This window comes from Micromonospora sp. NPDC049374 (genome assembly GCF_040677165.1).
In the GTDB taxonomy this organism is placed as follows: domain Bacteria; phylum Actinomycetota; class Actinomycetes; order Mycobacteriales; family Micromonosporaceae; genus Micromonospora.
Genome location: NZ_JBFAQH010000009.1, coordinates 58,286 through 71,766, shown reverse-complemented (window position 1 = coordinate 71,766; position 13,481 = coordinate 58,286). Strand labels below are relative to the sequence as shown.

General features: G+C 71.0%; 13 protein-coding genes. 9 read left to right on the top strand and 4 right to left on the bottom strand.

The features are described from left to right. Nucleotides 1–26 precede the first annotated feature (26 nt). On the top strand, nucleotides 27–905 hold the full coding sequence (locus tag AB0J93_RS16635; protein ID WP_363922661.1) for a hypothetical protein: 879 nt from the start codon (nucleotides 27–29) through the stop codon (nucleotides 903–905). A 127-nt stretch (nucleotides 906–1,032) separates the two neighbouring features. Here the strand turns inward: AB0J93_RS16635 and AB0J93_RS16630 are convergent, their stop codons facing one another. Beyond that, nucleotides 1,033–1,473, bottom strand: a complete 441-nt coding sequence (locus tag AB0J93_RS16630; RefSeq protein WP_363922659.1) for a (deoxy)nucleoside triphosphate pyrophosphohydrolase — start codon at nucleotides 1,471–1,473, stop codon at nucleotides 1,033–1,035. A gap of 183 nt (nucleotides 1,474–1,656) precedes the next feature. Here AB0J93_RS16630 and AB0J93_RS16625 point away from each other — a divergent pair, with 183 nt between their 5' ends. The 4 genes from AB0J93_RS16625 to AB0J93_RS16610 all read left to right on the top strand — a co-directional run bounded on the left by AB0J93_RS16625 (nucleotide 1,657) and on the right by AB0J93_RS16610 (nucleotide 4,201). Then, entirely contained in the window at nucleotides 1,657–1,962 is a 306-nt protein-coding gene (locus tag AB0J93_RS16625; protein ID WP_363922657.1) for a 4a-hydroxytetrahydrobiopterin dehydratase, read from the top strand. Nucleotides 1,963–2,001: 39 nt separating this feature from the next. Next, nucleotides 2,002–2,364 carry a PH domain-containing protein gene (locus tag AB0J93_RS16620; protein WP_093405480.1) on the top strand — a complete coding sequence of 121 codons (363 nt, stop codon included), beginning with the start codon at nucleotides 2,002–2,004 and terminating at the stop codon, nucleotides 2,362–2,364. Between the two features lie 257 nt (nucleotides 2,365–2,621). After that, nucleotides 2,622–3,356: a class I SAM-dependent methyltransferase gene (locus tag AB0J93_RS16615; protein WP_363922654.1), complete on the top strand. Its 735-nt coding sequence runs from the start codon at nucleotides 2,622–2,624 to the stop codon at nucleotides 3,354–3,356. 113 nt (nucleotides 3,357–3,469) lie between these two features. Then, the gene (locus AB0J93_RS16610) at nucleotides 3,470–4,201 is read left to right on the top strand and encodes an ElyC/SanA/YdcF family protein (protein ID WP_363922979.1); all 732 of its coding nucleotides are present in this window, start codon (nucleotides 3,470–3,472) and stop codon (nucleotides 4,199–4,201) included. A gap of 117 nt (nucleotides 4,202–4,318) precedes the next feature. Here the strand turns inward: AB0J93_RS16610 and AB0J93_RS16605 are convergent, their stop codons facing one another. The 3 genes from AB0J93_RS16605 to AB0J93_RS16595 form a co-directional block, all read right to left on the bottom strand. Beyond that, complete coding sequence (locus AB0J93_RS16605) at nucleotides 4,319–5,182, bottom strand: LPXTG cell wall anchor domain-containing protein (protein WP_363922652.1); 864 nt, start codon at nucleotides 5,180–5,182, stop codon at nucleotides 4,319–4,321. 122 nt (nucleotides 5,183–5,304) lie between these two features. After that, nucleotides 5,305–6,390: a redox-regulated ATPase YchF gene (gene ychF / locus AB0J93_RS16600; protein ID WP_363922650.1), complete on the bottom strand. Its 1,086-nt coding sequence runs from the start codon at nucleotides 6,388–6,390 to the stop codon at nucleotides 5,305–5,307. Nucleotides 6,391–6,473: 83 nt separating this feature from the next. Next, nucleotides 6,474–6,956 carry a hypothetical protein gene (locus tag AB0J93_RS16595; protein ID WP_363922648.1) on the bottom strand — a complete coding sequence of 161 codons (483 nt, stop codon included), beginning with the start codon at nucleotides 6,954–6,956 and terminating at the stop codon, nucleotides 6,474–6,476. Between the two features lie 220 nt (nucleotides 6,957–7,176). Here AB0J93_RS16595 and AB0J93_RS16590 point away from each other — a divergent pair, with 220 nt between their 5' ends. The 4 genes from AB0J93_RS16590 (at nucleotide 7,177) to AB0J93_RS16575 (ending at nucleotide 13,477) form a co-directional block, all read left to right on the top strand. Beyond that, nucleotides 7,177–8,670, top strand: a complete 1,494-nt coding sequence (locus AB0J93_RS16590; protein WP_363922646.1) for an AlkA N-terminal domain-containing protein — start codon at nucleotides 7,177–7,179, stop codon at nucleotides 8,668–8,670. 100 nt (nucleotides 8,671–8,770) lie between these two features. After that, on the top strand, nucleotides 8,771–9,286 hold the full coding sequence (locus AB0J93_RS16585) for a methylated-DNA--[protein]-cysteine S-methyltransferase (protein ID WP_363922977.1): 516 nt from the start codon (nucleotides 8,771–8,773) through the stop codon (nucleotides 9,284–9,286). 586 nt (nucleotides 9,287–9,872) lie between these two features. Further along, nucleotides 9,873–11,603, top strand: coding sequence for an ABC transporter ATP-binding protein (locus AB0J93_RS16580; RefSeq protein WP_363922975.1), 1,731 nt, complete (start codon nucleotides 9,873–9,875; stop codon nucleotides 11,601–11,603). Beyond that, nucleotides 11,600–13,477 (top strand): ABC transporter ATP-binding protein, encoded by a 1,878-nt coding sequence (locus tag AB0J93_RS16575; protein ID WP_363922644.1) that lies wholly within the window; start codon nucleotides 11,600–11,602, stop codon nucleotides 13,475–13,477. Before AB0J93_RS16580 ends, AB0J93_RS16575 begins: the two co-directional genes overlap by 4 nt. Nucleotides 13,478–13,481 lie beyond the last annotated feature (4 nt).

Below are 13,481 nucleotides of genomic sequence, written 5' to 3'. Positions count from 1 at the left end.
GGGTTGCGGCGGGGCAGGACGGGCTGGTGTGCCGTGGGCAGGCACTGGATCATGGTTACACACGGCATGAGGTCGACAACCTTGTCGCCTTCGGGCGGTGGCAGTCGCTGGCCCGGGCCGTCTATCTCCCGCAGCCGGCCTGGGCGGTGGAGCCGTCCCGGCGCCAACTCGTCCGCGCCGCACTGCTCTCACTGGGGCCAGCCGCCCATGCGGTCCACGGAAGCGCCGCTGAACTCCTCGGCATAGCCGGCCTGCCGAGGTCCGACGAGATTCACATCGGCCTGCCGGGAGCAGCCGCCAAGCGGGCGCGGATCGGGCAACCTAACGTCGTGCTGCACCAACTGGAGCACCCGGCAACGTCCCTGGTCAGCCTGGGTGGGTTGCTGGCCACCGATGCCATCACCACGGTCGGCGACGTCATCCTGCGGGTGGGGCGGTACCCGGCAGTGTCGGTGCTGGACTCGGCGCTGAACCGAGGACTGCTGGTCGACGACGACCTGGGGTCGATCGCACACCGGATCAGGCGCCGACGGGGCGCGGTCGCGGCCCGCGGATACCTTGCGGAGGCCGACGGGCGGGCCCAGTCCCCGCTGGAGACCCGCGCCAGGCTGCGCTGTGTCGACGGCCGGGTGCCACCCGACGCGCTGCAACTGGATGTACGCGACGACGACGGATACCTGCTCGGCGTCGGCGACCTCGGCTGGCGCGCCCCCAAGGTGATCGCGGAGGCCGACGGTCAAGGCCCGCACGACACTCCGGACGCGATCTTCGCCGATCGCCGCCGCCAGAACCGCCTCGCCAACGCCGGCTGGAAGATCCTCCGCTTCACCTGGCAGGACACCCTCGACCCGGCCTACATCCCCTGGGCCGTCCGCCAAGCCCTCGCCACGCCCCAGCGCCGTTGATCATGAGGTTAGCGGCATCGTGGAGATCGGATACTGCCGCCAACCTCATGATCAACGCGGTGGGCGGGGTGGGCGGGGGTGGGTGGGGTGGGCGGGGGTGGAGGGGGTGGGCGGGGGTGGGTGGGGGTCAGGGGAGGGAGAGGAGGGGGCGGAGGGCGGCGACTATGGGGGCGTCGGCGGGGAGCCAGGTGACCGTGTCCAGTTCGGTGGCGGAGAGCCAGCGGAGGGCGGAGTGTTCGAGTGCCTGCGGCTGGTCGCCGTGCAGGAGGCGGGCCGCGTACACCTTGAGGACCGAGCGGCCGTGCGCCATCCGGACGTTGCGGCCGACCCGCTCACCGATCTCCACGCGTACGGCCAGTTCCTCGACGCACTCACGGGCCAGCGCTGCCGTCTCACTCTCCCCTGGCTCGACCTTGCCGCCGGGGAACTCCCACATGCCCGCCACCTCGGGCGGGGCGGATCTGGCGCAGGCGAGCACCCGCCCGTCCCTGATGATGGCCGCGCCGACGATCACCTTCGGATCGCGCCGTACGGCTTGTCCGCCGCCGTTCGCCCGTTCGGTCCGCACGGGCGTCCAGGGTGCCAGATCAATCGGCGGTTTGGGTAGCTTGGTCGTCCGTCAGGCCAGGAATACCCGGAAGTGTGGGCGTGGACACACCCTCCGTGCGACGTAAGACTAGAGGCACCGACAAAGACACGGGGCGGCGACGATTTGGCCACAAGCCGGCAACGAAGCCTGGGAGGAGCGGTGATGCGTGCGCTGTTTGGCGGTCGGACGAAGCACGACTACCTCAGCGACGCCCTCACCCTACTGTCCGGTTGGACACGTGAGGGTGAGCAGATCCGGCGCACTCTCGTCATCGACGACACCCAACACGCGGCGCTCACCGAGCGGGTGAAGGTGGTCGCCGACGCGCTGCACCTGCGCCCGGAAATCAGTAGGCGTTCCCATCACACCCAGATCCGGGTCGGGCACGGCAATGAGCCCCTCTCCGAGGGCGAGGTCCTGCTGGCCGCCCGCATCGAGGATGCCTACCGCGCGGTCACCGAGAGCTGACGGTGCGTCCACTGGCGGATGCTGCCTACCGTGGGCGACATGGCCAACGCGACCTATGACCGCAAGGAACAGTTCCAGCAGATCCAGAGCGGCCTGCTCGACGGTGAACAGATCATCGCCGTCTACGACGCCGTCGGCACCGGCACCGGGTTCATCGGGCTGACCGACCGGCGCGTCATCATCCAGGACCGTTCGTTCGTCGGCAAGAAGTACGCGATCACCAGCATCCCGTACTCGAAGATCACCAGCGTGAGCGTGGTCAGCAACAAGTCGTGGGGCGGTTCGTTCTTCTCCACTGGCGCGATCGCCATCCACGTCGGTACGCACACCTACGAGGTGGAGTTCCGAGGCGACCAGAAGAGCCACCACGTGCACAACGTGATCCTGCACTACATCAGCTGATCAACTCCCCGGGGCCACGCAGCACCCCAGCGCGTCCTGCGCATCCCGGTGAATTTCGGTTGCCGCACAGCCATCGAGGCCGTTGACTCACGAACGAGCCGAACGAGCCGAACGAAGGGAGCGACGACATGAGGCACACCACGACGCCCATGCAGCGAGTAGGCACCGTCAACCCCATCGAATCGAGGCTTCGTGCGTACGTGGGAATCATCGGACAAGGCGCCGTGCGGCGCCGGTAGCAACGACGGAGGCCGCTGATGTCGGTCTTCGACGATCCGGGACACTTCGGCCGGCTCTGGGCCGACACCTACGACCTGCCGGGCGGCCTGCCCGACCCGGCACCGGCGGTGGAGTTCCTCGCCGAGTTGGCCGGCGACGGCCCGGCGCTGGAACTGGCCATCGGCACCGGTCGGGTCGCCCTTCCCCTGGCCGAGCGTGGGATCACCGTGGAGGGGGTCGAGGCGTCACCGGAAATGGTCGCGAAGTTGCGGGCCAAGCCGGGTGGCGGCGACATCCCCGTGGCCATCGGCGACATGGCGGACGTGCCGGTGACCGGCCCGTACGCCATGGCATATCTGGTCTTCAACACCCTGTTCAACCTGGTGCGCGCGCGGCGGCAGGCGGACTGCTTCCGCAACGTCGCTCGGGTGCTCGCCCCCGGCGGCGCGTTCGTCATCGAGACGTTCGTGCCCGACCCCACGGACTTCGACCGGGACGAACAGGTCCAGATTCGGGAGGTGACCGAGGAGTCGGCCACCATCCGCCTGCACAAGTACGACCGGGAGGCGCAGACGTTCCTCCGGCAGACCATCACGTTCCACTCCGCCGGGGTGCACCTGCATCCGTTCGCGATGCGTTACCTGTGGCCCGAGCAGATCGACGAGCTGGCGGAGCAGGCCGGTCTCCGGCTCGCCGAGCGGTACGCCAACTGGGACCGGTCGCCCTTCGGCCCGGACAGCACCTCGCACATCTCCGTGTACCGGCTCAGGTGACCGTGGTGCGGGCACGACGGCCTCCGCCCGCCGCGCCCGCACCACCACCGCCCGCACCACCACCGCCTGCCCGCACCACCGGCTCGCTGATCGGCTCGCATCGGGCTGGGATACTGGCCTGCATGGCGATCCGTGCGTCGCTGACGGCCAGACTTCGACAGGTCCGGGACCGCGGCCGTGGGCGGTGGCTGCGCCGAGCGGTGCTGGCCGGGGTGCTCGGTGTCGTACTGCTGACGGGCGGTGTGTGGGCGAGCGCGAGCTGGATCCGCTCCGGCGCCGAAGGGCGCACCTATCCGGCAGCGACGGTGCCCGACGCACCGGTCGCCCTGGTGCTGGGCACCCGGGTCCGACCCGACGGCACTCCGGCACCGTTCCTCGCCGCCCGCCTGGAGATCGCCCGCGAGCTGTACGCCACCGGCAAGGTGCAGGCGATCCTGGTCTCCGGCGACAACATGCGCCACGAGTACAACGAGCCTGAGGCGATGCAGCGCTGGCTTGTAGAGCAGGGCGTGCCGGCCGACAAGGTGGTGCTCGATCACGCCGGCTTCGACACGTACGACTCGTGTGCCCGGGCGAAGCGGATCTTCGGGGTGGAGCGGGCGACGGTGGTGACCCAGCAGTTCCACCTGGCCCGCGCCGTCACGGTCTGCCGCCACCTCGGCATCGACGCCAACGGCGTCGGCGACGAAACCGCGCGGGAGCTGAGCCACCGCACCTGGCGGATCAGCTCCGTGCGCGAGTACGGAGCTGGCCTCAAGGCCGCGCTGGACGTGCTCTCCCGCCGCGACCCGGTGCATCTCGGCAACCGGGAGACCGGCATCGACGACGCCCTGCGCGCCAGCTGACACCGGCCCGCTGGCCGGCACCGGCCCGCCGGCAGGTCCGTCACGCCCCGGAACAGCACGGCACGAGGGTCGCAGGTGGCCCGGATCCGAGCGTCTCGGAGGGGCGAGGGGGCGGACCTACGCCACGAAGCGGGTACGGCGGCGACGGGCGATCAGGTAGGCGGCACCGCCGAGGAGCAGGAGAAGTCCGCCTACGGCGGCCACCATCCCGGTCTGGGTGCCGGTCACCGGCAACCCGCCACCCTGACCGTCGTCCTCGCCGGGGCTGGCAGGAGGTGCGTCCGTCGGCGTATCCGTGGGCGCGGCCGTCGGGGTCGCGGTGGGCGCGGCGGTCGGGGTCGGCGTCGGGGTGGTCTCGAGAACGACGCCGACGAAGCCGAGCGGGTTCGGCGGCTCCAGACCCACCAGCGGTGCCGACGGGGAGGCCAGGGTCAAGGGGCCACCGGTGCCCCGGACCGCACTGGTGCCCTGTCCCCCTGAGTCGTCGGCCAGCTTCTGGATGCCGCCGAGCCGTTCGACGTACTCCGTGCTGCGCCAGAAGTGGATGATCGACGAGATGTTCTCCGGACGGGCGTCCGGCTTGGTGGAGATGCCGGCACCCAGCGCCGCCAGGCTCGCGCCCGGGGCAAGCTCGACGTCGAACTCGCACCAGGCCGACTCCTGGTTGCTGTCGACCGCGTACCAGCAGTTCTCGTACGTCTTCGTGAAGTCCAGGTCGTTGAGGATCCGGATGTGGACGACCAGGCCGTCGACCGGTGCATCTCCCTTGTTGGTGACGCCGATCAGGGCGGGCACGTCCTCGCCCTGACCAACCAGATAGCCTCGGCGGCCGTCGGTCGGCGGACGCTGCTCGGTGCCGGCCGCGAGCTTCGCCGAGTCGGACGCCTGCGGGGCCGGAGCAGCAGCGGCGGGCGCGGCGGCGAGACCGGCCGCGAGGAGTGCGGCGCTGACAGCGCACAGGGCAGAACGAGGCGTGGTCAAGGGAACCCCCGTGGATATCCGTCGATGACCGCGTCACGCTACACGATCCGAGTTACTCCGCGCAGAACACAACCGGTCGATTCAGGGAGTGCCGTTCGACGAGCCTCGCCATCGACAAACGCCTACACGTTGAAGCGGAACTCGACGACGTCGCCGTCCTGCATGACGTACTCCTTGCCCTCGATGCGGACCTTGCCCGCCGCCTTCGCCGCCGCCATCGAACCGGCCCCGACCAGGTCGGCGTAGGAGACCACCTCGGCCTTGATGAAGCCGCGCTGGAAGTCGGAGTGGATCACCCCGGCGGCCTCCGGTGCGGTCGCGCCGATCGGCACGGTCCAGGCCCGCGCCTCCTTGGGGCCGGCGGTGAGGTACGTCTGAAGGCCGAGCGTGCGGAACCCCACCCGGACGAGTTGGTCCAGCCCCGGCTCAGCCTGCCCGATCGACTCCAGCAGCTCCCTGGCCTCCTCCTCGGGCAGGTCCACCAGCTCGGACTCGATCTTGGCGTCCATGAAGACGGCCTCGGCGGGAGCAACCAGCGCCCGAAGTTCGTCGAGGAACTCGGCATTGTTCAGCTCGGCCTCATCGACGTTGAAGACGTAGAGGAACGGCTTGGTGGTGAGCAGGTGCAGCTCACGCAGATGCTCCAGCTCGATGTTGGCCGCCGCCGCACCCGCGTAGAGGGTGGTGCCGCCATCCAGAACATCGACGGCCCGACGCGCGGCCTCCACCGCGGCGGCCCGGTCCTTGCGGAGCTTGGCCTCCTTCTCCAGCCGGGGCAGCGCCTTCTCCAGCGTCTGAAGGTCGGCCAGGATCAGCTCGGTGTTGATCGTCTCGATGTCGTCGGCCGGTGAGACCTTGCCGTCGACGTGCACCACGTTCGGGTCGGAGAATGCCCGCACCACCTGACAGATCGCCGCGGCGTCCCGGATGTTGGCCAGGAACGCGTTGCCCCGCCCCTGACCCTTCGAGGCGCCGCGCACCAGGCCGGCGATGTCGACGAACGACACCGGGGCGGGGATCACCTTCTGCGAGCTGAAGATCTCGGCGAGCTTGTGCAGCCGCTCGTCCGGCAGCCCGACCACACCGACGTTGGGCTCGATGGTCGCGAACGGGTAGTTCGCGGCGAGCACGTCGTTCTTGGTCAACGCGTTGAACAGGGTGCTCTTGCCGACGTTGGGCAGGCCGACGATGCCGATGGTGAGACTCACGACGAGCCAGCTTACGCCGGTACCGCTCGGCCGTCGGCAGGTAGGCCCGACCCGCCGTCAGCGTGTGGCGGGCCAGGCTGGCGTCACCGGTCGTGCTGCGGTGCCGCTTGGCGCGGCACCAGCAGGTCGATCCGCAGGGCACCGGGGGCGAGCCCGGCCGCGGCGGCCAGCGGCAGCGTGAAACGGGCGTTGGCGGCGGGCGCTGCGTGCTGCGACTCACCGAGCATCCAGTGGACCTCGTCGGCCGTCCACCCAAGGGCAGGTCGGGCGGCGATCTCCCGGAGCAGCCGCAGCGCGGCGCGGGTGTCGTCGTCATAGAAGCGCATGCACCAGTGGTGCACCCACATCCCGAGCGCGCGCACCCCGTCCTGGTCGAGCGAGCCGACCAGCCGGCCGCAGGCGGTGTCACCGAAGGCGCGACCCGGATCATCGGCGCGGTCCCGCTCGATGGCCCCGACCGCGGCCGGAGCTACGGCGCGCATCCGGCGATAGAAGCGCTGGACCACTGCCGGGTCGAGTGGTGGGTGCTCGTGTCCCGACGCCGCCCGACCCGCCACGCTAACCATTGCCGCACCCTTCTGGAGTTGGTGGCCGCACGCTACCCACCACAACCGACAGTTCCCCTCCCCCGGTTGTGCTGCCCTGCCGCGATCATGCAGTGGTGGCACACGGCAAACCGGTCATTACCCACCCATCCGGGTGCCACAAGTACATGATCGGCGAGGTGGAGGGTGTGGTCCGAATTCCGCGAGCCGGGTGGGTGGGAGCAGGCGCATCATCGGTTACGTGGAACTGGACTTCGAACGGTGTTACCGGGCCGTCGACAGCCGTGACCAGCGGTTCGACGGCTGGTTCTACACCGGCGTCACCTCGACTGGAATCTACTGCCGGCCGTCCTGTCCGGCGATGACCCCGAAGCGGCGTAACGTGCGTTTCTTCCCGTCGTCGGCGGCGGCCCAGCGGGCCGGGCTGCGCGCCTGCCGTCGCTGCCGCCCGGACGCCTCACCGGGCTCACCCCAATGGGACGTACGGGCTGACGTGGTGGGTCGGGCGATGCGACTGATCGCCGACGGCGTGGTCGACCGCGACGGGGTACCGGGGCTGGCCGCCCGGCTCGGATACACCGAGCGGCACCTGCACCGGATGCTGCGGGCGGAACTCGGCGCGGGGCCGCTGGCACTGGCCCGGGCTCAGCGCGCGCAGACCGCCCGGACCCTGATCGAGACGACCGGGCTGGGGCTGGCCGAGATCGCGTTCGCCGCCGGGTTCGGCAGCGTCCGGCAGTTCAACGACACCGTACGCGCGGTCTACGGCGCACCGCCGTCGCAGTTGCGTAGCGGAAACGGCACGGCCGTCGGTGGTGCGGGCACGCTCACCCTGCGGCTGGCGTACCGGCCGCCGCTGCACGCCGCCGTGCTGCTCGACTTCCTCGCCCGTCGCACGCTGCCCGGAGTCGACGAGGTGGTCGACGGGGCGTACCGACGGGGGTTGCGGTTGCCGCACGGCCCCGGCGAGGCCACGCTGACCCCGACGGTCGGTTACGTGGCGGCGACACTGCGCCTGACCGACGTGCGCGACCTGGCTCCCGCCGTGGCCCGGTGCCGGCGTCTGTTCGACCTGGACGCGGATCCGGTCGCCGTCGACCAGACGCTCGCCGCCGACCCCGCGCTGGCCGCGATGGTGGCGGCCGAGCCCGGGGTACGCGTCCCCCGCGCGGTGGACGGCTTCGAGATGGCCGTCCGCGCCATCGCCACCCAGCAGGTCTCCCTAGCCTCCGCCCGCACCACCCTCACCCATCTCCTCGCCCACACCAGCACCGTTGATCAAGAAGTTCTGGTCTCGGAAAACGCTTCCGGTCGACGCAAAGTTCTTGATCAGCGGGAGGGGTCGCGGGGTGGGGCGCTGCACGGGTTCGCCACTGCGGAGGAGGTGCTCGGGGTGGCGGATTCGGGGTTTCGGATGCCGGTGGGGCGGCGCGAGACGATCCGGGCGGTGGCGCGGGCGGTCGCGGCCGGTGAGCTTGACCTGGAGTCGGGTGGCGACCGGGAGGAGACGGTACGGCGGCTGACCGCGATTCCCGGCATCGGCGCATGGACCGCCGGCTACCTGGCCATGCGCGCGCTCGGCGACCCCGACACGTTCCTCCCCACCGACCTCGCGCTACGTCGGGGCGCCGCCGCCCTCGGCCTCACCGACAACCCCAAGACCCTCGACGAGTACGCCGTCCGCTGGCGCCCCTGGCGGTCGTACGCCGTGATCCGTCTCTGGCGATCGGCGTGAGCCCGGCCGCCGGCTCCGCCCGAGTCCGCCCGCCCGACCCAGCCTGGGTTCGCTCGGGCAGGGCAGCATCAATCCCACCCTGGAGAGCCGCATGAGCAGTATGAACACCACCAGCAGCATGATCGACAGCACGGTCGTCGACACCCCCGCCGGGCCGTTCGCCGTTCTCGTTGGTCCAGACGGCGCGGTACGGGCGTCGGGGTTCACCGCGGCCCCGGCGAACCTGCTGCCGCTCGTGCACCCGAGCCTGCGCGGCGAGCTGCGACACCGGCCGGAAGTGGGCCCAGTCACCGCAGCCGTCGCCAATTACCTCGACGGCGACCTGGCCGCGATCGACGACGTTCCGGTCGAGCAGCACACCGGCGGGGCGTTCATGTCACATGCCTGGCAGGTGTTGCGCAACGTCAAACCAGGCGCAGCGGTCACCTACACCGAGTACGCCGCGCTGGCCGGCCGTCCCACCGCGGTACGGGCCGCCGCCGCGGCCTGCGCCCGCAATGCCGCCGCGCTTTTCGTTCCCTGCCACCGGGTGCTGCGTACCGACGGCACGCTCGGCGGCTACCGCTGGGGGCTGCCGGTGAAACGCTGGCTCCTCGACCACGAACGACTCGGCTAGCCCGTAACGCACAGTCGGTAACCATCACGGTGTGCAACAACGCCCGCGGGTCGCCCGCCGACCGAAGGTGCCCCACTCGCGCGCTTTGCTCTGCTTCACTCCACGCAACAGGCCGCTGAGCAGCGCCGACGCACCGGCAGCGAATCGATCACGAAGCTGCCATCCAACGCGGAGGGTAACCGTTGCGTGGGTTGAAGCAGAGCAAAGGCGAGGAGTAGTAGGGCGGCGAACCGTGACGCACACGCAGCGTCAGAAACCAGCCGGAGAATGATGGCGCCCAGCCGGAGCAGGACCACAAGAAGCGGAGCAACGGCGAGGGGAAGGGGCAGTACGGCGAACGGCGGGGACGACGGAGAGCGGCGGAGGCGGCAGACGGCGAAGGCGGCGGGCGGCGGGCGGCGGGCGGCGGCGCAGCTGACAGCAAGCCGACAGCGGCGTTGCTGCCAGATGCGGCTACCGTCGGGTAGTGGCTGCGGGGAGCGGCGGCGGCCCAGCCGACCGGGGCGAGATCCGTCGACATCCCCTGCGCAACCTCTGGCGGCTCCGCCGCTACCTGCGTCCGCACGCGTTCGAGTTCGGTTGGCTGATGCTGGCCGGGCTCGCCGCCACCGGCGCCGGCATCGCCGTGCCTCTGGTGGCGCAGCAGGTGGTCGACGGACCGGTGGCCCGGCGTGACCTGACCGGCCTGTTCCTGCTGGCCGGGCTGGCGCTGCTGCTCGGACTGACCGAAGCTCTGCTGATCTTCATCCGCCGGTGGGTGCAGTCGTCGTCCTCGGTGGCGATGGAGGCGGCGATTCGCACCGACGTCTACGCCCACCTGCAACGGCTGTCGGCCAGCTTCCACGACCGGTGGCCGTCCGGCCAACTGCTCTCCCGGATCACCAGCGACCTGTCGGTGCTGCGCCGGTTCCTCTCCTTCGGCCTGTTCTTCCTCATTCTCAACATGGTCACCTACCTGGTCGTGGTGGTGCTGCTGATCCGGTTGCACCCCGCCTTGGGCCTGCTGGTGGCCGCCAGCGCGGTGCCGCTGTTCCTGATCGCCCGCCGCTTCGGCCGGCACTACCACGTCGCGTCCCGCCGAATGCAGGACCAGCAGGGCGATGTGGCCACGCTTGTCGAGGAGACCGCGCAGGGCCTACGCACGATGAAGGCGTACGGGCGGGGGCCGCAACTGGCCGCCCGCTTCGCCGCCGGCACCGAGGCGTTGCACGACACCGGAATCGGCAAGGGGAGGTTGCTCGCCCGCACCTCCGCGCTGCTCGACCTGGTGCCGAACCTGACCCTGGGCACGGTCCTGGTGGCCGGTGCCGCCGCGGTCGCCGGCGGACGGCTCACCATCGGTCAGCTCGTCGCCTTCGTCAGCCTTCAGCTGATGCTGATCTGGCCGGTGCAGTCGCTGGGCTGGATCATCGCCAACGGGCAGGAGGCGGCCACCGCCGCCGACCGGATCCAGGAGGTGCTGGACACCCGGCCCACCATCGTGGACCCTCCGGTCGCCGTCGCCCTGGCTCGCTCGACGGTGCGTGGTCGGCTCCGCTTCGAGGGGGTGGGATTCCGCTATCCGGGTGGCGCCGCCCCAGTGTTGCGGGGCCTCGATCTCACCGTCGAGCCCGGCGAGACCCTCGCGGTGGTCGGTGCCACCGGCAGCGGCAAGAGCACCCTGTTGTCCCTGGTACCCCGGCTGCACGAGGTCAGCGCCGGCCGCATCACCCTGGACGGGCACGACCTGCGCGACCTGCGGCTGGCTTCACTGCGCGGCCTGGTCGGGGTCGCCTTCGAGGAGCCGACCCTGTTCTCCATGTCGGTGTGGGAGAACCTCACCCTGGGCCGACCCGACGCCGGCGAGGATGAGGTCCGGTCCGCCCTGGCGCTGGCTCAGGCCGAGTTCGCGTACGACCTGCCGTGGGGGCTACGTACCCGGCTCGGGGAGCAGGGCCTGTCGCTCTCCGGCGGCCAGCGGCAACGACTCGCCCTGGCCCGGGCGGTGCTGATCCGACCGGCCGTACTCGTTCTCGACGACCCGCTCTCCGCGCTCGACGTGCACACCGAGGCATTGGTGGAGTCGGCCCTCAAGCGGGTGCTGCGGAACACCACCGCGCTGCTGGTGGTGCACCGTCCCTCCACCATCGCCCTGGCCGACCGGGTGGCGTTGCTGGAACACGGCCGGATCACCGCTGTCGGCACCCACACCGAACTGCTCGCCGGCGTGCCCACGTACCGCGGGCTGCTCTCCGCCGAGCCGGCCGCGGCGTCGATCGCCGGAACACCGACGTCGACCGATCCGGCGCCTGGCGGCTCTCCCCTGGTGCTCTCGTGACCGCCGCGTCGGCCGTGCCGGATCCACCGCCCGGGACGGATCCGGCCCACTGGCGGGGGGTGGCACCTGACCCGAACGCCGACCGAAGCCTCGCCGAGGACACCGATCCGGCAGCGGTGGCCCGGCTCCGGGCCCGCAGCCGGGCGCTGCTGGCGGACGTGCTGCGCCCGCACCGGGCCCGGCTGGGCACGGCGGTCGCGCTGCTGTTGACCCAGAACGCCGCGGCCATGTCCGGGCCGTACCTGGTCATGCTCGGCATCGACCGGGCGATCGAGCCGCTCCGGGCCGGCGAGCCCGGCCCGCTGATCACCGTGGCCGTGTCGTTCGTCGCCGCGACCGGCATCGAGTACGCGGCCCGGCGTGGTTTCCTCACCATCTCCGCCCGCATCGGCCAGGCCGTCCTGCTCGACCTGCGCCGCCGGGTGTACGCACACTTCCTGCACCTGCCGGTGGCCTTCCACGAGCGGTACACGTCAGGGCGGATGATCTCGCGTCTGACCAGCGACATCGACTCGATCGCCGAGCTGGTCGACGGGGGTGTGGAGAGCCTGGTGATGGCCGCCCTGACGATCATCTCGGTGGCCGGCATCCTGCTCTGGCTGGACCTGCCGCTGGCCTCGGTGACCCTGCTCGCCTTCCCGCTGTTGTTCTGGCTGTCCCGCTGGTTCGCCCGCGCCTCGGCCTCCGCGTATCGGCGTACCCGGGAGGCGATGGCGCTTGTCATCGTTCATTTCGTGGAGTCGATGCGGGGCATCCGGGCGGTTCAGGCGTACCGCCGCCAGGCACGCAACCAACACATCTTCGACTCGGTCAACGACGACTACCGTCGGTCCAGCCGGCACGCCTTCCATCTGATCGCGACGTACTCGCCGGGCATCAAGCTGATCGGCAACGTCACGGTCGCGGCGGTGCTCTGCTACGGCGGCGCCCGGGTGCTGGGCGGCGACACCGGGGTCGGTGTGCTCGCGGCCTTCCTGCTCTACCTGCGCCGGTTCTTCGAGCCGATGCAGGAGCTGAGCCAGTTCTACAACTCGCTCCAGTCGGCCACGGCGGCGCTGGAGAAGCTCGCCGGGGTGCTCGACGAGCGGCCCGCGGTCGCCGAACCGGTCCGGCCCGTGCCGCTGCCCGACGGCCCGGCCCGCGGCGCGGTCCGCTTCCACGCGGTGTCGTTCGGGTACCGACCGGACTCGCCGATCCTCACCGGGCTGGACCTCACCATTCCCGCCGGGCAGACCGTGGCCCTGATCGGGCCGACCGGCGCCGGCAAGTCCACCGTCGCCAAGCTGCTCGCCCGGTTCCACGACCCGGACACCGGCACGGTCACGCTGGGCGGTGTGGACCTGCGCGAGGTGGCCGACGCGGACCTGCGCCGGGCGATGGTGCTTGTCACCCAGGAGACCCACCTGTACGGCGGCACCGTCGCGGACAACATCCGGTTCGGTCGCCCGGATGCCGACGACGACGCCGTCGAGGCCGCCGCCCGGGCGATCGGCGCGCACGATTTCATCTCGGCGCTGCCCGACGGGTACGCCACGCAGGTGCACCGGCGCGGTGGCCGGCTCTCCGCCGGGCAGCGCCAGTTGGTCGCCTTCGCGCGGGCCTTCCTGGCCGACCCGGCGGTGCTGATTCTCGACGAGGCCACCTCGTCGCTTGACGTACCGACCGAACGTCTGGTGCAGCACGCGCTCGGCAGCATCCTGCGGGACCGGACCGCGCTGGTGATCGCGCACCGGCTCTCCACGGTGGAGACCGCCGACCGGGTACTGGTCCTCGACCGGGGCCGGATCGTCGAGGACGGGCCGCCGGCCGAGCTGATCGTCGGCGGCGGTCGGTACGCCGACCTGCACCGTCAGTGGCGCGACTCGCTGCTCTGACCCT

Excerpts from the sequence above, each read along its gene's own strand:
- AB0J93_RS16620 (WP_093405480.1), top strand. The coding sequence starts at position 2,002 with ATGGCCAACGCGACCTATGACCGCAAGGAACAGTTCCAGCAGATCCAG.
- AB0J93_RS16585 (WP_363922977.1), top strand. The coding sequence starts at position 8,771 with ATGAACACCACCAGCAGCATGATCGACAGCACGGTCGTCGACACCCCC.
- AB0J93_RS16580 (WP_363922975.1), top strand. The coding sequence starts at position 9,873 with ATGCTGGCCGGGCTCGCCGCCACCGGCGCCGGCATCGCCGTGCCTCTG.
- AB0J93_RS16615 (WP_363922654.1), top strand. The coding sequence starts at position 2,622 with ATGTCGGTCTTCGACGATCCGGGACACTTCGGCCGGCTCTGGGCCGAC.
- AB0J93_RS16595 (WP_363922648.1), bottom strand. The coding sequence starts at position 6,956 with ATGGTTAGCGTGGCGGGTCGGGCGGCGTCGGGACACGAGCACCCACCA.
- AB0J93_RS16625 (WP_363922657.1), top strand. The coding sequence starts at position 1,657 with ATGCGTGCGCTGTTTGGCGGTCGGACGAAGCACGACTACCTCAGCGAC.